The following is a 20,406-nucleotide window of genomic DNA, read 5'->3' as shown; positions in this document are numbered from 1 at the left end:
CGCGGGGGGATGGTGGAAAGATGTCCGACTGGAAGGTGAACCTCTACCGGCCGCGACTCGGCCCGGCCGAGGCCGACGCCGTGGCAGCCGTGTTGCGCTCGGGTTGGCTGTCCAACGGCCCGGTCACCCGGGAGTTCGAGGAGGCGTTCGCCCGGGCGGCGGGCACCGGCGATGCTGTCGCGGTCAGCAACGGCACGGCCGCCCTGCACCTGGCCTTCCTCGCTCTGGGCCTCGGTCCCGGAGACGAAGTGGTGCTTCCGTCGCTGAGCTTTGTCTCCGCCGCGGCCGTCGTCACCCTCTGCGGAGCCACCCCGGTCTTCGCCGACGTCACCGGCCCGACCGACCTGTGTGTGGACCCTGTCGACGTCGCCGCCCGCATCACCCCCCGGACCAGAGCGATCGTGGCCATGCACTACGGCGGGGAGGCGGCCGACCTGCCCGCGCTCGCCGCCCTCGCCCGCACACACGGTGTGGCCCTGGTGGAGGACGCGGCGCACGCACCCGCGACCCGCTCCGCGCACGGAGCCCTGGGCACCGTCGGCGACATCGGGTGCTACAGCTTCTTCGCCACCAAGAACCTGGCCACCGGAGAGGGCGGCATGGCGGTCGCACGGGACCCGGAGCTGCTGGGCCGGATCCGCCGGCTGCGCTCGCACTCCCTCACCGTCAGCGCCCAGGACCGCCACCGTGGGGGCCCCTCCCTCTACGATGTCGACTCCTTCGGCCTCAACTACCGCCCGACCGAACTCGGCAGTGCGATCGGACTGGCGCAGTTGGCCGACCTGCCCGAGCGACAGCGGCGCCGGCAGGAGATCGTCGCCCGCTACCGCCGCGGCCTCGCCGGAACGCCCGGCCTTGGGCTGCCCTACCACGACCGTCCCGTGGAGCTCGCGGCCCATCACCTCTTCGCGGTCCTGCTGCCGGGTGGAACGGCCCGCGGCCTGGTCCAGGAGGCGCTGCGCGCAGCGGGTGTGCAGAGCGGGGTGCACTATCCCCCCACTCACCTGTTCACCGCCTACCGGTCACGCTTCGGCTGCCGGGAGGGAGACCTGCCCGTCACCGAGGATGTGATGGAACGTCAACTCTCGCTGCCCCTGCACGTGGACATGACCGACGACGACACGGACCTGGTCATCCACGCCCTGCGCGATGCCGTCTCGCAGACCGCCGGGGTGGACGCGTGAGCCCGCGAGCGGTCCACCGATACACCCTCCAGGACGGTACATTCCTGCGGAACGGCGAGCCGTACTTCAGCGTGGGTTTCAATTACCATCCCTCGTCAACCGGTTGTGACTACTGGCGGGACTGGGACTCCGAACAGCTCGAAGCCGACTTCGCACGGATGGCTGAACTCGGGTTCAACACAGTTCGCTTCTTCGTCTTCTGGGCCGACTTCGAGCCCGAGCCCGGGGTCTACGACAGGACCGCCATCGAGCGGATGCGCGCCTTCGCCTCCCTCGCAGCCCGGCACCGACTGCAGTTGCTGCCTTCGCTGCTGACCATCTGGATGAACGGGCAGCGCTTCGAGCCACCTTGGCGGGCCGGCCGCGACCTCTGGCGCGACCCGGAGATGGCCGAGCGCCAAGTCGGTTTTGTCCGCCACGTCGCCGCGACGCTGTACGAGGCGGGTGACGTCCTCGCATACGATCTCGGCGACGAGGTCATCCACGTCGACGGGGCCGCATCCGGAACGCTCGGCCCCGAAGCCGTGCGCCACTGGTGGGGCATGCTGGCCGAGGCCGTTCGCGAGGCGCACCCCGGCGCCCTGGTCCTCCAGGCGAACGAGGCGTCCGCGGTCACCGGGGAGCATTCCTTCCGCCCCGAGAACGCCGATCCGCTGGACCTCGTCGGCCTGCACGGTTTCCCGGTGTGGACCCCGTTCCACATGGAATCCGTCGCCTCGCCCAAAGCCAGTTCCTTCGTGCCGTACCTGGTGCGCCGCGGCCGTGCCCACCGCCCGGTGCTGGTCGACGAGTTCGGCAGCTACGGCTGCGACGAGGAGACTGCCCGGGACTACCTGAGGGCCGCGGCCCACAGCGCGTTGGCCGCCGGTGCCTGCGGGGTGATCGTCTGGTGCTGGCAGGACTTCACCACCGTGCGCAAGCCCTATGCCCTGCGCCCCAATGAGCGCTCTGTAGGACTGCTGCGGGCCGACGGCACCCCCAAGCCTGCCATGGAGGCATTCCAGGAGTTCGCCCGGCGGGCCACTGGTGAACTGGCCGGCTTCCGCAAGCTGCCCGCCCCCGTCGGCGTCCATCTCCTGGAGCATCGGGAGGAGGGCGACGCGGGCTACCTCGCGAGCGGCGGCTCCGACGCGGCGGCCGGCTTCTACGCAGCACAGTTGCTGCAACGCGCCCATCTACCGTACGCGTTCACCTCACGTGTCCCTGCCGCCCCGGACGGCCCCGGCGGCCACCGCATGGTGATCTGCCCCTCGGTCCGCCACCTCACGCTGGCGGACCAGCAGGCTCTGGCCGACTACGTGGCTGCCGGCGGCGTCCTGCTCTACACCGGCGGCGACCTGCTACACGGCTTCGGCGGGGAGGAGCTGTTCGGGGTGCGGACCGTTGACTTCACCCTCCGCGCGGCCGACGTCGACTCCTTCACCTGGCAGGGTACCCACTACCCGTTCGTCCGGGAGCCTGGTCAACTGCCGGTGCTCGCGGCGACCAACGCCACCGTGCTCGCCGCGTTCCGCAACGGCTCGCCCGCCCTTACCCGGCACCGGTACGGCCAAGGGGTCGCCTACCACCTGAACGCCCCGTTCGAGCGGCAGCTGAACGCCCCCTACCGTCTCCAGGAGGCGCCCTGGCACCGGCTGTACGCCGACATCGCCGCTGCGGAGGGCGTCACCGACCACTATCCGGCAGGTCCCACCGTGGACAGCCCCGAGGTCGAGGTGACCGTACTGGGCCGCGGCGACGAGCGGTGCGCGCTGGTGATCAACCACGCCCCCCAACCGGTCCGCGCGACCCTCCATCACGACGGGCGCAGCGAACCCCTCGACCTCGGCCCCAAGGCCGTGCATCTGGCCACCTGGACCGAACGACGGAAGGACCACACGTGATCATCGACGCTCATGTCCACGCGGGTGAGTTCTACCGCCACTACACGGCCGCCTTCGCCGAGGAGATGATGGCCACCACCGGTATGCCGCCGGAAGCCCTGTCCGCGCCGGAGGGCCGGCTTCTCGCCCATATGGACGAGGCCGGGGTGGACCGTGCCTTCCTCCTCGCCTTCGACGTCCAGCGGATCGAGGGGTTCAAGGTCCCCAACGAGTTCGTCGCCGACATCTGTGCGCGGCACCCCGACCGGTTCACCGGTTTTGCCTCGGTCGACGCCGGCACCCCGGGAGCGGCGGACGAACTCCGGCGCTCGATCACCGAGCTGGGGCTGGCGGGGCTCAAGACCGCCCCGTGCTATCTGCGCATGTCCCCGGCCGACCCGCGCTGGAACGACGTGTACGAGGTGGCCCAGGAACTGGGCGTCCCGGTCCTGGTGCACACCGGCTACACCCCGGCGAAGAAGGCCGACCCGCGGTTCTTCTCCCCCCGGCTGCTCGACCGGGTCGCCGCCGACTTCCCGGAGCTGCGGCTGATCCTCGCCCACCTCGGCACTCCCTGGACGGACACCGCGCTGGACCTGATGTCCCGACACCCGCACGTCTACGCCGACCTGTCCATCTTCAGCTGGTACCGCCCGGCTGCCACGGTTGCCGCCGCTCTGGCCCGGGCCCGCTCCCTCGGCGTCCTGGACCGCCTGCTGTGGGGGACCGACCATCCCTTCTGCACCATGACCGACTCGGTGTCCCGGATGCGTGAGCTCGCCACCGACAGCTCGCTCTGGCCCGACGGCACCGCCCTGACCCCGGCCGAGTACGCCTCTGTGATGGGCGTCGCGGCAGCCGGGCTCCTCACCGCGACCCGTGGGGGTACGATCCGATGAAGACCCTGCAATGGCATGCCCCCTACGACGTGCGGGTCATCGACGCCCCGGTGCCCTCCCTCGTGGACCCCGGCGACGCCCTGGTCCGGGTGGTCCGGTCCGCGATCTGCGGCACGGACCTGCACCCCTACCGCGGCGAGATCCCGGGCTTCACGCCGGGCACCGTCACCGGCCACGAGTTCACCGGAGTGGTCGAGGAGACGGGGCCCGCCGTACGCGGCTTCCGGACCGGCGACCGAGTGGTCGCCTCCGATGTGATCGCCTGCGGCGACTGCTGGTACTGCCGGCGCGGCTGGCACTACCAGTGCGCCGAGGTCGGCCTGTTCGGCTACGACACCGTCGTCGGTGCCACCGCGGTGGCCGGCGGTCACGCCGAGTACGTCCGCATACCCTTCGCCGACACCGTGCTCAGCCACATCCCGGACGGAGTCACCGACGAACAGGCGCTGTTCGTCGGTGACATCCTCGCCACCGGCTACGCCGCCGCCGAACGGGCCGGGGTCCGGCCCGGTGACACGGTCGCGGTGGTCGGTTGCGGCCCGGTCGGCCTGATGGCGCTGAAGGCCGCCGAGCTGATGGGCGCGGCCCGCGTCCTGGCGGTCGACCCGTCCGCCGGCCGGCGGGCCATGGCCGAGTCCCAGGGCGCGGTTCCTCTGGAGACCGGGGACGACCTCGGCGAGCGGGTCCGTGAACTGACCGGGGGCCGCGGCGCCGACGTGGTCCTGGAAGCCGTCGGAGTGGACGCCTCCCTGCTCAGCTCGCTGGAGATCGTCCGGCCGCTCGGAACCGTCTGTGCCGTGGGCGCGCACGCCTCAGCGGCCATGCCGATGCCCACCGGCCTCGCCTTCGGCAAGGAGCTCACCCTCCGCTTCGCCGTGGGCGATCCGATCAGCTCCCGTGACAGGCTGATGCCGCTGATCCGCGGAGGACGCCTCGACCCCACCTTTGTCATCTCCCACCGGTTCCCGCTGGCCGAGGCCCCCGAGGGGTTCAAGCTGTTCGACGGCGGCCAGGCCACAAAGGTGGTCCTGGTCCCGTGAGTTCCCCCCGCCTCCCCGAGGGCGTGCCGGACACGCTGCCCACCCTGCTGGCGGAACGGGTCCGTGCCACCCCCGACGCCGACGCCCTCCGCTGCGGCGCAACCAGGCTCAGCTACCGCGAACTCGACCGCCGTGCCTCGCTGCTGGCCGACCGGCTGCGCCAGGCAGGTGTCAGCCCGGACGTCCCCGTCGGCATCCACCTGCACCGCTCGGTGGAACTGGCCGTCGCCGTGTTTGGTGTGCTGAAGGCGGCCGGCGCGTGCGTACCGCTGGACCCCGCATACCCGGCCGAGCGGCTCGCGTTTGTCCTCGGCGATGTCGGAGCCTCGGTGCTGCTCACCAGCGCCGACCTGGCCGGCCGGCTCCCGGGGCATACCGCCCGAGTCCTGCTCGTGGAGGACACCGCACGGGCGGCGCCGTCCGGTGCCCGCCCCACCACGGGGGGCGCGGACGCCGGCGCCCGGCTGAGCTCCGGCCACCTGGGCTGGATCGCCTACACCTCCGGTTCCACCGGCCTGCCCAAGGGGGTCCCGCTGGCCCAGGGGGCCCTCGCCGCGTTGGCCCGCGGCATCGCCGACCGCCTGGACCTGACTCCGGCCGACCGTGTCCTGCAGTTCGCCTCCGTCGGCTTCTCGGTGGCGGCCGAGGAGATCCTGTCCACCTGGGCTGCCGGATCCTGCCTGGTGATGGATCCGGACGGTGAACTGGCCGACAGCGCCCGGCTGCTCGACCTCGTCGAACGGGAACGCGTCTCCGTCCTCCAGCTGACGCCGTCCTACTGGTACGAATGGCTGCGTGAGCTGGACGGGGGACAGGGTCCGGTCGCCCCGCCCTCGCTCCGGCTGCTCGTCGTCGGCAGCGAGCCGGTGGCGGTCGACCGGGTCGCCGACTGGTGCGCCACCGGCGTCCGACTGGTCCAGGAGTACGGCGCCACCGAGGCCACCGTCTCGCAGGTGCTGTACGAGGCCCCGGCCGCCCCGGAGGAGATCCGCGGCTGGAACCGCCTGCCCATCGGCACACCGCTGCCGGGCGTCCGCGCCTACATCCTGGACGACCGCCTGGAACCGGTACCCGACGGCGAGGCCGGGGAGCTCTACCTGGGCGGCCCCGGGGTCTCACGCGGCTACGTCGGGCTGCCCGCCCTCACCGCCGACCGGTTTCCGCCCGACCCGTTCACCGACCGGCCCGGCGGCCGGATGTACCGGACTCGGGATCTGGCTCGTCGCCGCCTGCCCGGCGGGACGCTGGAGTTCCTGGGCCGCATCGACTACCAGCTCAACATCCGCGGCATCCGCATCGAGCCCGGCGAGGTCGAGAACGCCATCGTCCAGTTCCCGGGCGTCCTGGAGAGCGCCGTACTGGCCCGGCCGGACCACTCCGGCGCCGACCAACTCGTCGCCTGCGTGGTGTGGGCGGGGGAGCCGCAGGTGCGTGCCCTGCGTGCCCGGCTCCGCGAGGTGCTGCCGCCGGCCCAGGTCCCCGCCCGGTTCACGGCCCTGCCCTCGCTGCCACTCAACGCCAACGGCAAGGTGGACCGGAAAGCCCTGCACGCCCTGCCACTGGACCTGGCCCCCGGCCGGACCGGCAGTGGGCCGCGCGAGCCGCTGCCCCCTCTTCAGGCGGCGCTGGCCGAGGTCTGGGAGGAGGTCCTGGGCACCGCCCCGATCGGGCCGGACGACGACTTCTTCGAACTGGGCGGCGACTCGTTGTCCGCCGTCCGGCTGGCCGCTGCCTGCCGCGCCCGGCTCGGCGGTGACATCCACCAGAGTGCCCTGTTCCGGACGCCCACGGTGGCCGGGCTGGCAGCGCAGCTTGACGGCACCGCCGGGGCCGCCGCCAGGCCGCAGACGCATCCGGACCCGGTGCCGGCGGACGGCGACGTCAGTGCCGGTACCGTGCCGGCTGCCTTCGCCCAGCAACGGATGTGGCTGCTTCACAAACTCGCCCCTGGCTCCCCCCGCTTCAACGAGCCGGTGGTGCTGCGACTCTCCGGGCCGTTGGACCGGGCCGCGGTGCAAGCGGCGCTGGGCGCCCTGGTCACACGGCACGCGGCGCTACGCACCGTGTTCACAACCGAGGACGGCCTGCCGGTGCAGGTCCCACAGGAGCCGTACGAGGTGGAGCTGCCCCTGCTGGACATGACCGGGCAGGACGAGGAAGGAGCCGCAGAGACGGTGGCGCGGCTGGTCCGCGAGCCCTTCGACCTGACCCGGGGCCCGTTGCTGCGGACCTCCCTGATACGCCGCGGGCCCGAGGACCACCTGCTGGTCATGGTGCTGCATCACATCGTCTTTGACGGTGGCTCGACGCGGGTTCTCTTCGATGAGTTCGGCCCGCTGTACTCCGCCGCGGCGGCCGGCACCGAAGCCGCGCTGCCCGCCCCCGCCCTGAAGTTCTCCGACTGGGCGCGCGAGCAGCACCAGCAGGCCACGGAGCAGGGGTACGACGAGCAGCTGGCGTACTGGCGCAAGCAGCTCGCGGGCGCGCCGGAGACAACCCGGCTGCCCGCCTTGGCGGACGGCCCTGCACCGGCCCGTGGGTCCCGTGGCAGGAGTTCCGGCAGGGGCGCCGTGCACACCTTCTGCGTACCCGCGCCGCTCACCGCCCGGCTGCGGGAAGTGGCCGGGGCCGAGCGCGCCACGTTGTTCATGGTGCTGCTGAGCGCCTTCTACGAGCAGGTCCACCGGGCGACGGGCGTCCGCGACCTGGTCGTGGGCACCCTCACTTCAGGGCGCGACCGCCCCGAACTCGACGGCGTCATGGGCATGTTCGTCAACACGCTGTGCCTGCGCACTGAGTTGGAACCGCGGCAGCCCTTCCGTGAGCTGTTGTCTTCGGCGCGCCGCACCGTGCGCGAGGCGCTCGCCTGCCAAGACGTGCCGTTCGAGCGAGTCGTGGAGGAACTCAGGCCCGCCCGGGGCCGCGGGCATAGCGTGTTCTTCCAGCTGATGCTCTCCTACGGCAGCACTCCACACCGAGGACCACAACTAATGGGCCTGGAATGCGAGTTGGTGCCCTGTGACACCGGCACCGCGAAGTTCGACCTCACACTCGCGCTGGACGAGGACGGCGCGGGCGGCCTCACTGGTCGGCTGGAGCACGATTTCCTCCGCGTCGGAACGGCGGCCGCCCGGGAACTCGCGGAGGGCTACCTCGCGGTGTTGGAGCGGATCGCTGCCGACCCCGACCACCAGGTGGGCGTCGGATGACGGGATACAGGCGCCGCGCGGGGGCGACCGACCGCGACGGACAGGGATCAGGCCGCAGGGCCCTTCCGGACGGGCAGCCTGCGGGCCACCTCGGCGACCAGGGCCCGCTCGTGCTCGCGCAGGTAGAAGTGGCCGCCGGGGTAGGTCAGTACCTCGCATCCGGCGCTGGTCACGTGGGCCCAGCTGGCCAGCTCGGACACCGGGCAGGCGGGGTCGTCCTCGCCGCCGAACACGGTCACCGGAACGTCCAGCGGTTCCGCGGGCGCCGTCGGCCGGTAGCGGTCCAGCATGGTGTAGTCGGCGCGCAGCGACGGCATCAGCAGATCGCGCATTTCCGGGTGTTCGTAGGCGTCGGCGTCGCTCCCGGACAGTGCCCGCACCACGGCGATCAGCGACCTGTCGTCCAGGCCGGGGGGCCGGCGATCGCCGTACCCGACGTGCGGGGAGCCGCGGCCCGAGACCAGCAGCCGCGGCACTTCCCGTCCGTCCTGCCGGAGGGCGCGGGCCACCTCGTAGGCGATCGCGGACCCCATGCTGTGCCCGAACAGCGTCAGAGGCAGGTCGGAGTGGGCCTTCAGGGCCACGGTCACCGCCGTTGCGAGTTCCGGGAGAGACTCGAAGCAGGGCTCGGCGATGCGGCTCTGGCGTCCCGGGTACTGAACGGCCAGCATCTCAACGCCCTCCGGCAGCAGTTGTGGCCAGCCGAGGTAACTGGTCGCGGCGCCACCGGCGTGCGGGAAGCACACCAGGCGCACCCGGGCGCCGTCGACGCGGTAGCGCCGGAACCAGGGATCGCGGTGATCCACTCTCAAACGTCGCGCCGCCACCCCGACCACCCCGTTCCCCTCCGCGTCCCGCGGTTCGCCATGGCCGGAAGGACGATCCGCCCTCTGATCAACTTGCTTCACCCTACCAACTGACCTTTTCCGCCAATCGGTGACATTCAACCCGAGCCGCACTGGAGCACCGCGATGACCACGGCACCGACCGACCCCTGGATACCCTGCACCGCCATCGACCAGAAGCGGTTGTACGACCTGTACGTCAGCGTTCCCACGGCCGCCGAGTACGAGGAGATGCTGGAGATGGAGGGGCGCTGGATCGACACGATCGCTGAGCGGCACCGGCAGCGCGCCCCCCGGTTCGCCTCGCACACCGAGTTGCTGCGCGAGCTTTCCGGCTTCCTGGCGCGGGAGGGCACAGTGGCCTCCGACAGCCACCGGTTCCTCGCGGAGGAGGCGACCCTCAACCAGTTCCGGGTTGTCGTCGGCGAGTTCGCGCTCGACGGCCTCACCGAGTCGCTGAACCTGCTGCCGGTGGTGCCGAGGCTTCCCTACAAGGCCGGCATGGCCGTCTTCCGCGTGATGGTGGACGAACTGGGCTGCGGCAACGACGACCAGGCGCACTCGGAGCTCTACCGGGAGCTGCTGCGCGAGCTGGACATGCCGACCGAGGTCGAGGACTACCGGACCGGCTCCAGCCCGCAGAGTCACGCCTACGTCAACATGTTCCACTGGCTGGCCTCCCGCGCGCCCACCCCGGAGTACTTCCTGGGCGGCTACGCGTACTTCGAGGCCAGTGTGCTCTACGGGTTCCGCAGCTTCGCCCAGGCCGCCAGGCGGCTAGGCCTGAAGTCGGCCCGGTACTACACCGAGCACCTCTACATCGACACCTACCACAGCAAGCAGATGCGGGTGGCGATCCGGGAGACCCAGGCGGCGCGCGGGCTCGATCTGTCGAAGGTGTGGGCCGGAGTTGAGCTGACCAGTGCGATCGTCCACGACGCGACGGAGACGGCGATCTCCCTGGCGCGAGAGGCGGGTCGGGCATGACCACGGCCGCTTCCGAGGACGCGCGGGGCACCGGGGGCGACCTGCCGAACACCCCCTGCCCGGAGGGCGCCCAGCTTCATCCGGACTCCAGGCAGGCTCCGCAGAGCCCCCGGGTCCAGCAGGTCAGCGAGCGGCTGATCCTCATCGAGGCGGGAGGCCGGCAGCTGCTCGCCGACGCCACCTGCCCGCACCGCAAGGGCCGGATGCGCTACGGCCACCTGGACGCCGACCGGATGGTGATCCGCTGCCCGCTGCACCACTCCGCCTTCGATCTCCAGGGCGGTGGCCGCCGGGTCGCCGGACCGGCCTGCGACGCGCTGCGTATCGTCGCGGAGTTGCCGGCTGGCGCGCCGGTACCGCCGGGGGACGAACTGCGCCGTCTGGAAGGGCGTCTCAATGCGGCAGACTGAGCTGGTAGCCGCGACGCCGACCGGCCGCTCCGCGCGCGGCTCCGCACGCCCGCCGACTGGACCGGCGCTGTCGGCGGTACCGGCCGGGTCCGCGGGTCATGCCGCACCGGGACGGCACTTTGTCCGCCACGGCGGACCGTACCGGCTGGTCCGGCGGCCGGGCGTGCGGCGCGGTTCAGTCGGCGGTCAGGGTTTCGGGGGCGGCCGCACCCTCCTGCCTGGCGAGTTCCGTGAGCAGAGCTGTCCGGAGTTCCTCGTAGGTCGGCGCGAGTCGGCGCAGGCCGGCCACCACCGCCGCGTCGTCCAAGGTGACCAGCGGGTACTGGAGGCCGCCCAGAATCCGCGCCTGGCGGGTCAGCACTCCTGCGGATTCGGTGAAGCCGATGCCCGCGAGGCAGGCGGCCGCGTCCGAGGTGCGGCGGGCACCGGCGCGAAGCGAGAAGCTCTCCATCACGTGTCGGATGTCGGGGTCCAGCCCCTCCGCCACCTGCTCGGCAAGCCGTTCCAGGCCCGCGGCGCCGCCGAGCGATCCGGGCGGAAGGTCGGACGCGGCGGCGGTCTCGTGGGCCCGCAGCAGCTCCGCGGCGCGTGGCAGCGAGGCTCGCAGGGCCTCAGCCGGGCTGGTGTCCCGGATGCGGGTGAAGCCGGTCCGCATCACAAAGGGCCGGTCCACATAGTCGATCTGCTCGGCTTGCCAGGCGGCCAGGAAGTCGGGCACGGGCAGCGTCGCCCACGGATGGCCGTGCGGGTCGTGGAAGACGACGGTGTCCCTCTCGACGGCCACCACAAGGACGAAGTGGTCGGCGCCGACGGCCTTACCGGAACCGGGCTGTTGGAGCAGCAGGCCCATCTCCAGCGGACCCGCCAGCACCGGGCCGTGCTCGACCGCTCTGCGCAACCTCTCCTCAGCCTCCTCCGGGCTCTTGCCGTCCGTGCGTCGGCACTCCCAGCCGAGCAGTCCGAGGGCCGACTCCAGTCCGTGTTCTGGGTCCCAGCCGAAAGGGTCGAAGAGCGGCAGCGTTCCCTCGAGCAGCTGGAATCCGAACGGTGACCCCGTCAGCACCTCCAGCACCGGCGTGCCGGGCGAGCCTGGGCCCAGCGCCATCGCGAGCGAGTTGGAGAAGCAGTACGGGCCGGAGCCGATGTAGGGGAACAACACGACCTCACCACGGGGGGCTTGACAGCACGATCTCGCTCACTTTAGGCACCCGCGCCTGACCCTCACCACTCGCCTCGCAGCGCACCACCTTCGCGGAAGGGAATTGATCATGCACGCATTCATCATGGCCGGTGGCAAGGGCGTCCGGCTGCGGCCCTACACGACCGCGCTGCCGAAGCCCCTGGTTCCCATCGGCGACCAGCACGCGATCCTGGAGATCGTGATGCGGCAGCTGTCCGCGGCCGGTTTCAACCGGGTCACCCTCGCGATCGGCCACCTGGGCCACATCATCCGAGCCTACGTCGGAGACGGCAGCCAGTGGGGGTTGGAGGTCGAGTACGCCGTGGAGGAGAGCCCGTTGGGCACACTCGGGCCGCTGGTCGCGATGCGCGACCGTCTGCCCGAGCACTTTCTCGTGATGAACGGCGACATCCTCACCTCGCTGGACTACGCCGCCCTGTTGGAACGGCACCGCGCCGCGGGGTCTCCGCTGACCATCGCCACGCACAACCGTCAGGTGACCATCGACTTCGGCGTGCTTTCCACAAGCGACGGTCACGTCACCGAGTTCCGGGAGAAGCCGAGTCTGGCCTACCAGGTGTCGATGGGTGTGTACGGGCTGAGCCGCGAGACCCTCGGGAGTTACGAACCTGGCCTCCCGCTGGGCTTCGACGAACTGGTCCTGGACCTGCTGAAGCAGGGCACTCCCCCGGCCACCTACGAGTTCGACGGTTACTGGCTGGACATCGGGCGCCCGGAGGACTACGACCGGGCGAACACGGAGTTCGTCGCCCACCGCGACCTCCTGCTCGGCAGTAGCTGAGGACCACTCCCGACCGGTGCCGACCGCGCGCCGCCGCCCCGCACGAGCCTGGGCGGCGGCGCACTGTCGGCGTTCGGCAGGTGTGGGCGCGGTTTCTCCGTCCTTCTCGCTTGAGGAGTCGGCCGATACCGTCGGGGCTCGGCCTGCCGGAAGCGCGGTCCTCTGGGCGGGTTCCGCCATGACGGACACCATCGGTGTGGTGGTCAGGGACGAGGGCGTCGAGGCGGTGGTCACCACGGGGCTCGGCGTACGGACGTGGGCGGCAGCCATGTGCAGGTGGCTCGGTGGGGAAGACCGCGAGGTAGTGGTTGTCGTGGGCGGTCGCGGTGGTGACGGGGACGATCCGCCGCTTCCGCATGTTCTCGCTCGCCCCTCGGGAACACGGGGCAACCGCCAGCGGAGCACGTTGACTCGCGGTGCCGCGCGTGTCGAGGTGCTGCGTTAGCGGTAGGAAAACTCGGCCAGATGCGCTCTCCACGCCCGGAAACCATGGTCATTGTGGTGATCTGTCGCGAGGATCACTGCTCAGAGCGCCACCGTCGTCGAGATCCAGCAGAACTACCGCGTAGCTGAAGCACGTCGCAGTACGTGCTGCGCTCGCTGATCCGCAAGTAAGGCCCGTGCCGGGCCCCGCACCCGGTTCGCGTCAGCCGACGGCACCGCATCCCGCTCCGGGCGGGGGCGGTGCCGTCGCGCGTCCGGCCGGACGGCGGGGTCGGGTGCGGTGCGCTGCGGGGCGAGGCCCGGCAGCGAAGGTCTGAACCGGCGGCGGGAGCCGCGCGTGAGGTCTCAACTCGGGAAAGACGGGCGGAACCTTGCACTCGATCTTGCCCGGGGCGGGGGAGTGGACTATACCTGTCGGCAATCGGGGGGCCGCCCGCCAGCACGCGGCAGCCGCACCCCGGCCGTACGACCCGAGCTCCACCCGAACCGCGGTGTAAGGCCCTTCGCCGGCAGCGTCCACGAAAGCCGGTACACCGCCTGAAGTCCTGAAGAAGGCGAGGACTTGAGCATGGGTACCACTGACGTTAACCGCCGCGACGTGATCAAGAGGGCGACGGCCCTCGGCCTGGCCGTGACCCCGGCCCTGGCCGCCCTCACCTCCTGCGCTACCGGAGGCGGCGGGGCCAGCGAGAAGGCGGCCGGGGGCAAGAAGACCGCCGACAACCCGCTCGGCGTCAACAAGGACGCGCCGCTGGAAGTCGTCATCTTCAACGGCGGCTACGGTGACCAGTACGCCCGGGACGCGCACCAGATCTACGAGGCGAGCTACGGCACGGTCACGCACGACAAGACGCAGAAGATCCGCACCCTGCTCCAGCCCCGCATCATCAAGGGCGAACCGCCGGACGTCATCAACAACTCCGGCGCCGAGCAGATGGACATCGCCAGCCTCATCGCGGAGGGCCAGGTCGAGCCGCTCGACGCCCTGCTGGACGCGCCCACCCTCGACGACCCGGACCGCAAGGTGCGGGACATCCTCGTCCCCGGCACCATCACCAAGGGCCAGTTCGGCGGGGAGGAGATGTACCAGCTCAACTACTCCTTCACCGTCTACGGCACCTGGTACTCCCAGACCGCGCTGGACCGCCTCGAAGTGGAGTACCCGAAGACCTGGGACCAGATGCTCGCCGTCTGCGCCAAGGCGAAACGCGAGGGCATCGCGGGCTGGACGTACGCGGGCAAGCACCCGTACTACCTGGCCTTCACGCTGTACCCGTTCATCGCCAAGATCGGCGGAGCGGACGTCCTGAGGAACATCGACAACCTCCAGCCGAACGCCTGGAAGCACGACGCCGTCCGGGCCGCGTTCGACGCCTACCACGAGTTGTACGCCAAGGGCTACATCCTCAAGGGGACGCCCGGAATCGACCACACCCAGTCCCAGACCCAGTGGAACAAGGGCAAGGCCCTGTTCATCCCCAACGGCTCCTGGGTGGAGAACGAGGCCAGGAAGACGACACCGCCAAACTTCCAGATGAAGGTCGCGCCGCCGACCGGTCTGGACTCCTCCGACGCCATGCCGTTCGAGACGCTGTGGGCGGAAGCCTCCGAACCCTTCATGGTCCCCGCGCAGGCGAAGAACATCCCCGGCGGCCTGGAGTGGCTGCGCGTCATGCTCGGCAAGGAGTCCACCAGCAACTTCACCCAGCTGGTGTCGGCCCTGACCTGTGTACGGGGTGCCGCCGAAGGACTGGACCTGCGCTCAGGGCTGAGCTCGGCGAGTGCGGCGCTGGAGGCGGCCGGGGAGAACGTCGTCGGTCCGCGCCTGCCCGACTGGTACCTGGACCTGCACAAGAACAAGATCGGCGGCACGATCGCCGCCCTGATGGCCGGTGACGTGCAGCCCGCGGAGGCCGTCACCCGCTGCCAGAAGTTCGCCGACGAGACGGCCAGGGACGACTCCGTCAAGAAGTACGAGCGCTGACGTCAGGCGGTGGCCGCCTAGGCGCGGCGAGGCGGCCAGCGGGCAGCAGGGTGAGCCGGGCCAGCGCAGGCCGTTCACCGGTCCATCGAGGAAAGCGGGAGGCCATGGCGAGCGACGGCAGCGTTTCGACGGGTCCGGCGGCTGCCGTCGCACCCGCCGCCCGGCGGCTGCGGCCCGGCGATATCGCGTTGTTCGCGGCGGCCTTCGTGCTGCCGCCCCGGCTCACCCCCCGGCGGGTGAAACACGACCGGCGCTACCGCACCCTGGACCGGTACCGGTTCGTGTGCGGCTTCCTCGCGCTGCCCCTGCTGGTCTACGCCGTGTTCGTCGTGTCCCCGTTCTTCCAGGCGTTCGCCTACTCGCTCACCGACTGGACGGGCTACAGCGCCGAGTTCACCTTCGTCGGCCTGGACAACTACGCGCGGCTGCTGGAGGACTCCGACTTCTGGGCGTCCCTGAGTAACAGTCTCACTCTGCTCGTCCTCGCCCCGGTGGCCACCCTCTCGCTCGGGCTGTTCTTCGCCTTCATGCTCCGGGCAGGCGGACGGCGGGCCCGGGGCGAGGCGATCGCCGGTGTGCGCGGCGCGAAGTTCTACCAGGTCCTCTACTTCTTCCCGCAGGTCATCTCGGTGGCGATCATCGGCGTCGTGTGGGCCGCGGTCTACGACCCGATCACCGGCCCGCTGAACGGGCTATTCCGCGCCGTGGGTCTCGAAGCACTCGCCGTGAACTGGCTAGCCGACCCGGATCTGGCGCTGTGGTCGGTCATGTTCGTGCTGTGCTGGAGTTTCATCGGCTTCTACGTCGTGCTCTTCTCAGCCGCGATGGGAGCCATCCCCAAGGACATCTACGAGGCGGCCCTGCTGGACGGCGCCGGCCGCACCGTGACGTTCTTCCGGGTGACGCTTCCGCTGATCCGCGACAGCGTGCGGACCGGATGGATCTACATGGGTATCCAGGCGCTGGACGCGTTCGCCCTCGTGCACATCATGACGATCAACAAGGGTGGACCGGGCAATTCCACCCTCGTCACCCCGGTGTACCTGTACCAGAAGGCGTTCGACTCCGGCCAGGCCGGTTATGCCACCGCCATCGGTGTCGTCCTGCTGCTGGTGACCATGGCGTTCGCGGCGATCATGATGCTGCTCGGCCGCCGTGAGCGGATCGAGTACTGAGACAGGCGGGGAGACGGTTACCGATGAGCGCCCTTCACACTGACCAGGCCACCGGCGAGTCGCCGGGCCGCGGGCCTGTCCGCACCCCCGGGCGTCCCACGCCCTCCGGCGAACGGCCGCCCCGGGACGGGGCGGCGCTGAACGTGTTCTCCGGCGCCTTCCTCATCCTGTGGGCCATCATGGCCGCGGGCCCGTTGCTGTGGGTCATGGTCAACTCGCTGCGTGAGTCCGGATCGATCCAGGGCCAGCCCTTCGGCTGGCCCAGTGACCTCAGCTTCGAGAACTTCGCCAACGCCTGGTCGGACGCCAGCATCGGCCGGTACGCGCTCAACTCGGTCATCATTCTGGCCGGTTCGCTGCCGGGCACCATGCTGCTGGGCTCCATGGCCGCCTACGTGATCGCGCGCTTCGCCTTCTTCGGAAACCGGGCCGTCTACCTGCTGTTCGCGGGCGGGATGATGTTCCCGATCATCCTGGCCGTGGTGCCGCTGTTCTTCGTGATGGACAACATGGGCCTGCTGGACACCCGACCCGGCCTCATGCTGGTCTACATCGCCTACTCGCTGCCCTTCACCACGTTCTTCATGACGGCCTTCTTCCGGACGCTGCCCGGCAGCGTCGCCGAGGCGGCCATGGTGGACGGCGCCTCACACACCCGCACCTTCTTCCAGATCATGCTGCCCATGGCCCGCCCCGGCCTGATCAGCATCGGCATCTTCAACTTCCTCGGGCAGTGGAACCAGTTCTTCCTGCCCCTCGCCCTGAACTCCGAGGGCCGGGACAAGGCACTGCTCACCCAGGGCCTGGCGGAACTGTCCGTCAACCAGGGGTACGAAGGCGACTGGGGTGCCCTCTTCGCCGGTCTGACGATCGCCATGCTGCCGATCCTCGTCGTGTACGTCGTCTTCCAGCGTCAGGTGCAGGAGGGACTGACGGCCGGCGCGGTGAAGTGATCCGGCCGCCGCCCCGGCACGTTCCGTGAGCGGCCCGGCGCCGTCAGGTACGCCACATCTGAGCACCCACCCCGCTCACGGGCTTGACTGAGGAGAACCGCACACGGTCCCCTTAGAGTTCAGATGTTGGAAGCGGGCCGTTGCCGACGCAGTGGGCCGGTCGGCGCGGGCGGGCGGCGTACCGCCGCGTCCAGGCGGGAGTGGATCAACAGTGGAGACACCGGGGTCGCAGTCCTCGCTGCACCGCGCCAACCTTGAGCGCGTGGTGCGGGCCGTCCGCACGGCCGGTTCGCTGACCCAGGCGGAGATCGCGCGCACCACCGGGCTGTCGGCCGCCACGGTCTCCAACATCGTCCGCGAGCTGAAGAAGGGCGGCACCGTGGACGTCACGCCCACTTCCGTGGGCGGACGCCGCGCGCGCAGCGTCTCGCTCTCCGGGGACGCCGGAATCGTGCTCGGCGTCGACTTTGGCCACTCTCACCTGCGCGTCACCGTCGGCAACCTCGCTCACAAGGTGCTGGCCGAGGACTCCGAACCCATCGACGTGGACGCCTCCGCCGCGCAGGGGCTTGACCGGGCCGAGGCCGTCGTCACCCGGTTGCTCGCCGAGGCCGGGATCGGCACCGAGAAGATCATCGGCGCCGGGCTGGGCGTGCCGGGCCCGATCGACGTGGAGACCGGTGTGCTCGGCTCCACCGCCATCCTCCCCGGCTGGGCCGGGACCAACCCGCGTGACGACCTCGCCGCCCGGCTCGGCGTGCCCGTGCACGTGGACAACGACGCCAACCTCGGCGCACTGGGCGAGCTGGTGTGGGGCGCCGGGCAGGGCGTGGCCGACCTCGCCTACATCAAGGTGGCCAGCGGCGTTGGCGCCGGGCTGGTGCTCCGCGGGCAGGTCTACCGGGGGCCCGGCGGGACGGCGGGTGAGATCGGGCACATCACGCTGGACGAGTCCGGACCGGTGTGCCGCTGCGGTAACCGCGGCTGCCTGGAGACGTTCACCGCCGCACGGTACGTGCTGCCGCTGCTCACCCCGGGCCACGGGCCGGAGCTGACGATGCCGCGCGTCGTGGCGCTCGCCCGCGAGGGCGACCCCGGCTGCCGCCGGGTGGTGGCCGACATAGGGCGGCACATCGGCAGCGGCATCGCCAATCTGACGAACCTGCTCAACCCCAGCCGCGTCGTGCTCGGCGGAGACCTCGCCGACGCCGGTGACCTGGTGCTCGACCCGATCCGTGAGTCCGTCGCGCGGTACGCGATCCCCAGTGCGGCCCAGCGGCTGTCGGTGGTACCGGGCGCGCTCGGCGGGCGGTCCGAGGTGCTGGGGGCACTGGCGCTGGGGCTCAGCGAGATGGGGGATGCGGGGCTGCTCACACTGGGGTCGTCAGCTGCGGTTTCGGCGTAGCTGCCGCTCGCGTGGCCCGCTGTGCGGGGGCAGGGCCGGGAGCCGTCGTCCTCCAGTCCGCCCTCCGGCGTCGAGCAGGCTGGGGCCGCTCACCCGTCCGTACCAGCGGGGCGGCGTGGTGACGGCCGGGTGGCGCGGTGCCGGTTGCCATGAACGGGTTCAGCTTGTTCACGGGACGTGAGGCTGTGGGACCGCGTTGGTTTACCTCTTGACGGCACTGCTCAGCGGTCGCGGACGTCATCGGCGGCACCAGCCCCCTGGGCAGACGCCCCCGGGGCTGCGGTCGGCAGACCCAGGCGTGCCGTCACCGCCTCGGCGGCGCGGCGTCCGGAGACCAGCGCACCCTCGATGGAGCTGGTAGCCCGGTGGTCGCCGCACACGAACAGGCCACCCACCTCGGCGGGCCGCCGGAAGGTGTGCGGGGCCGTCATGGCGGGAAGCGCGTGCGGAATGTTGTACGTGGCCAGGTGCTCCCAGCCGGTGGTGTCCGTGCGGTACAGCGTTGCCAGCCGCTCCCGCACCGAAGGCTCGACCTCCGTGCTGGGCGCATGCGGGTCGTCGTGCAGGACCGTCGTCGCCACCAGCGTGCGCCCGGCCGGGCCGTAACTGGGCGCCGCCGCGTTGACGGCGACCGTGTTGGCGACGGGTGAGCGGTCGGCATCCACCAGCAGGGTGGCGGCGCCCGGGGCGGGGGCGCCGTCCACCGCGTGATAGAGCGTCGTCAGCCCCTTCCAGCGCGGTACCGTCAGCCCGGGCAGCAGGCGCCCGGCGGCGTCGGCGTCCGTGGCGAGCACGACGGCACGCGCGTGCACGGTGCCGCTGTCGGTGACCACCCGGTCCGGCGTCACCTCGCTGACCACCGTGTGCAGCCGCACCGTGCCCGTCGGCAAGCCGTGCGCCAGCTGCTCGGGGATCTGCTGCATCCCCGCGTCCGGCAGGGCCGCCTCGCCGCGCACGAACACCCGCAGCATCAGATCGACGAAGCGGCTGGACGTCGTGCCGCGCGGGTCGAGGGTGACGCCAGCGAAGAACGGCCGCAGCACCGTGTGGATCACCGGTTCGGACAGCCCACGGCGCTGCCAGGCGCGCAGCGCGGGCTCGTCGGTGCGGCGCAGCAGCCACCGGGCCGGGAGCGCGGCCGTGGCCGCCGCGTACACGCCGAGTGCGAGACGGCCGCGCAGCGGGCCGAGCGGGGCACGCAGCGCCTGCGCGAGGGCGCGCGGGTCACGGCGCGGGTCGCCCAGCCGGAACAGGCGGCCGTCGGCGAACACCCTCAGGCCCCGGTCGAAGGGGCGCAGATCCAGCCGCTGGGTGTCGAGGCGGCGGCGCACCTCGGGGTAGGCGGTGTTCACCACCTGGAAGCCCCGGTCCAGCAGGAAACCGGCCACACTGTCCGTGCGGATGCGGCCGCCGACGGCGTCGCCCGCCTCCAGGACAAGGACCTCCAGTCCGCGCGCGGTCAGAGACCGGGCGGCGGCGAGCCCAGCGAGCCCCGCGCCCACGACCACCACGTCACACCGCTTCCCCATACCGTCCATCCCCGCCGGGTGACCGCGTTGCCGCGCCGCCAAACAGGACGTGCTCCGCCGGGACCCAACCGGCGAGGTGGCCGGGCTGCGACCGGGAAACCCGCCCGCGCGGTGTGGGCCCGGTAAGGGCCACGTAAACTGCGTCGCCGGCCGCCCGGGCCCCGGTGGTGGGCGGCCACGCGCATGCCCATGCCAACGTGAAGGAGCAGCACGATGACGTCGTCTGGCAGTACCGAGGCGCCGATCTACGACAGCCTCATAGAGGAGCACGGCGACATCCTGGCCGAGTCCCGCAAGGTGGCCGAGGAGACGCAGCGGGAGGCGAAGGCGGCCATCGATTTCAGCGACGTGCGCGCCGCGCACCCCGGCGCCTCCCGCAGCTGAGATCCGTCCTCGCGCACGCGCCGGTGTGCACCCGGCGGGTGGGAATAAGGGACCCCGCGCCGGGCCGGGCCCAAGGGGCGAAGACTAGACTCGGGCAGACTGGTTGGGGCCGCA

The 20,406-nt window shown here is 71.2% G+C and carries 16 protein-coding genes; 13 read left to right on the top strand and 3 right to left on the bottom strand.

Annotated elements, in window-relative coordinates:
- The first annotated feature begins 20 nt into the window (after positions 1–20).
- From JJV70_RS01080 to JJV70_RS01060, 5 genes are read left to right on the top strand one after another with little or no spacing between them, the layout of a single operon-like run.
- Positions 21–1,184 carry a DegT/DnrJ/EryC1/StrS aminotransferase family protein gene (locus tag JJV70_RS01080; protein ID WP_219045572.1) on the top strand — a complete coding sequence of 388 codons (1,164 nt, stop codon included), beginning with the start codon at positions 21–23 and terminating at the stop codon, positions 1,182–1,184.
- Positions 1,181–3,067, top strand: a complete 1,887-nt coding sequence (locus tag JJV70_RS01075) for a beta-galactosidase trimerization domain-containing protein (RefSeq protein ID WP_219045571.1) — start codon at positions 1,181–1,183, stop codon at positions 3,065–3,067. Before JJV70_RS01080 ends, JJV70_RS01075 begins: the two co-directional genes overlap by 4 nt.
- Positions 3,064–3,945 (top strand): amidohydrolase family protein, encoded by an 882-nt coding sequence (locus JJV70_RS01070; RefSeq protein ID WP_219045570.1) that lies wholly within the window; start codon positions 3,064–3,066, stop codon positions 3,943–3,945. The genes JJV70_RS01075 and JJV70_RS01070 overlap by 4 nt, the downstream gene beginning before the upstream one ends.
- Positions 3,942–4,985 (top strand): alcohol dehydrogenase family protein, encoded by a 1,044-nt coding sequence (locus JJV70_RS01065; protein ID WP_219045569.1) that lies wholly within the window; start codon positions 3,942–3,944, stop codon positions 4,983–4,985. The genes JJV70_RS01070 and JJV70_RS01065 overlap by 4 nt, the downstream gene beginning before the upstream one ends.
- Positions 4,982–8,194 (top strand): non-ribosomal peptide synthetase, encoded by a 3,213-nt coding sequence (locus JJV70_RS01060; RefSeq protein WP_219045568.1) that lies wholly within the window; start codon positions 4,982–4,984, stop codon positions 8,192–8,194. The genes JJV70_RS01065 and JJV70_RS01060 overlap by 4 nt, the downstream gene beginning before the upstream one ends.
- Before the next feature lie 47 nt (positions 8,195–8,241).
- Here JJV70_RS01060 and JJV70_RS01055 read toward each other — a convergent pair whose 3' ends face one another.
- Entirely contained in the window at positions 8,242–9,000 is a 759-nt protein-coding gene (locus JJV70_RS01055) for an alpha/beta fold hydrolase (RefSeq protein WP_308294624.1), read from the bottom strand.
- A gap of 165 nt (positions 9,001–9,165) precedes the next feature.
- On the opposite strand from JJV70_RS01055, the gene JJV70_RS01050 reads away from it, so the two are divergent.
- Together JJV70_RS01050 and JJV70_RS01045 are read left to right on the top strand one after the other, a co-directional pair.
- Positions 9,166–10,026 (top strand): iron-containing redox enzyme family protein, encoded by an 861-nt coding sequence (locus JJV70_RS01050; RefSeq protein WP_219045566.1) that lies wholly within the window; start codon positions 9,166–9,168, stop codon positions 10,024–10,026.
- Positions 10,023–10,436 carry a Rieske 2Fe-2S domain-containing protein gene (locus JJV70_RS01045; protein ID WP_219045565.1) on the top strand — a complete coding sequence of 138 codons (414 nt, stop codon included), beginning with the start codon at positions 10,023–10,025 and terminating at the stop codon, positions 10,434–10,436. Before JJV70_RS01050 ends, JJV70_RS01045 begins: the two co-directional genes overlap by 4 nt.
- A 175-nt stretch (positions 10,437–10,611) precedes the next feature.
- Here the strand turns inward: JJV70_RS01045 and JJV70_RS01040 are convergent, their stop codons facing one another.
- Positions 10,612–11,592, bottom strand: coding sequence for a hypothetical protein (locus JJV70_RS01040; protein ID WP_219045724.1), 981 nt, complete (start codon positions 11,590–11,592; stop codon positions 10,612–10,614).
- A gap of 112 nt (positions 11,593–11,704) precedes the next feature.
- On the opposite strand from JJV70_RS01040, the gene JJV70_RS01035 reads away from it, so the two are divergent.
- The 5 genes from JJV70_RS01035 (at position 11,705) to JJV70_RS01015 (ending at position 18,379) form a co-directional block, all read left to right on the top strand.
- Complete coding sequence (locus JJV70_RS01035; RefSeq protein ID WP_219045564.1) at positions 11,705–12,418, top strand: sugar phosphate nucleotidyltransferase; 714 nt, start codon at positions 11,705–11,707, stop codon at positions 12,416–12,418.
- A gap of 1,012 nt (positions 12,419–13,430) precedes the next feature.
- Entirely contained in the window at positions 13,431–14,846 is a 1,416-nt protein-coding gene (gene ngcE / locus JJV70_RS01030) for an N-acetylglucosamine/diacetylchitobiose ABC transporter substrate-binding protein (protein WP_219045563.1), read from the top strand.
- Between the two features lie 104 nt (positions 14,847–14,950).
- Positions 14,951–16,021: a carbohydrate ABC transporter permease gene (locus tag JJV70_RS01025; protein WP_219045562.1), complete on the top strand. Its 1,071-nt coding sequence runs from the start codon at positions 14,951–14,953 to the stop codon at positions 16,019–16,021.
- 23 nt (positions 16,022–16,044) lie between these two features.
- Positions 16,045–16,974 carry a carbohydrate ABC transporter permease gene (locus tag JJV70_RS01020; RefSeq protein ID WP_219045561.1) on the top strand — a complete coding sequence of 310 codons (930 nt, stop codon included), beginning with the start codon at positions 16,045–16,047 and terminating at the stop codon, positions 16,972–16,974.
- A 211-nt stretch (positions 16,975–17,185) separates the two neighbouring features.
- Entirely contained in the window at positions 17,186–18,379 is a 1,194-nt protein-coding gene (locus JJV70_RS01015) for an ROK family transcriptional regulator (protein ID WP_219045560.1), read from the top strand.
- Between the two features lie 221 nt (positions 18,380–18,600).
- Here JJV70_RS01015 and JJV70_RS01010 read toward each other — a convergent pair whose 3' ends face one another.
- Complete coding sequence (locus tag JJV70_RS01010) at positions 18,601–19,908, bottom strand: NAD(P)/FAD-dependent oxidoreductase (protein WP_257573120.1); 1,308 nt, start codon at positions 19,906–19,908, stop codon at positions 18,601–18,603.
- A 213-nt stretch (positions 19,909–20,121) separates the two neighbouring features.
- Here JJV70_RS01010 and JJV70_RS01005 point away from each other — a divergent pair, with 213 nt between their 5' ends.
- Positions 20,122–20,292 (top strand): hypothetical protein, encoded by a 171-nt coding sequence (locus JJV70_RS01005; RefSeq protein ID WP_219045558.1) that lies wholly within the window; start codon positions 20,122–20,124, stop codon positions 20,290–20,292.
- The last annotated feature ends 114 nt before the right edge of the window (positions 20,293–20,406 follow it).

It is taken from the genome of Streptomyces sp. JJ66, assembly GCF_019303495.1.
Classification (GTDB): Bacteria; Actinomycetota; Actinomycetes; order Streptomycetales; family Streptomycetaceae; genus Streptomyces.
This window is presented reverse-complemented; position numbering and strand designations above follow the sequence as displayed.

Excerpts from the sequence above, each read along its gene's own strand:
- JJV70_RS01080 (WP_219045572.1), top strand. The coding sequence starts at position 21 with ATGTCCGACTGGAAGGTGAACCTCTACCGGCCGCGACTCGGCCCGGCC.
- JJV70_RS01065 (WP_219045569.1), top strand. The coding sequence starts at position 3,942 with ATGAAGACCCTGCAATGGCATGCCCCCTACGACGTGCGGGTCATCGAC.
- JJV70_RS01050 (WP_219045566.1), top strand. The coding sequence starts at position 9,166 with ATGACCACGGCACCGACCGACCCCTGGATACCCTGCACCGCCATCGAC.
- JJV70_RS01045 (WP_219045565.1), top strand. The coding sequence starts at position 10,023 with ATGACCACGGCCGCTTCCGAGGACGCGCGGGGCACCGGGGGCGACCTG.
- JJV70_RS01035 (WP_219045564.1), top strand. The coding sequence starts at position 11,705 with ATGCACGCATTCATCATGGCCGGTGGCAAGGGCGTCCGGCTGCGGCCC.
- ngcE (WP_219045563.1), top strand. The coding sequence starts at position 13,431 with ATGGGTACCACTGACGTTAACCGCCGCGACGTGATCAAGAGGGCGACG.
- JJV70_RS01025 (WP_219045562.1), top strand. The coding sequence starts at position 14,951 with ATGGCGAGCGACGGCAGCGTTTCGACGGGTCCGGCGGCTGCCGTCGCA.
- JJV70_RS01020 (WP_219045561.1), top strand. The coding sequence starts at position 16,045 with ATGAGCGCCCTTCACACTGACCAGGCCACCGGCGAGTCGCCGGGCCGC.
- JJV70_RS01010 (WP_257573120.1), bottom strand. The coding sequence starts at position 19,908 with ATGGGGAAGCGGTGTGACGTGGTGGTCGTGGGCGCGGGGCTCGCTGGG.
- JJV70_RS01005 (WP_219045558.1), top strand. The coding sequence starts at position 20,122 with ATGACGTCGTCTGGCAGTACCGAGGCGCCGATCTACGACAGCCTCATA.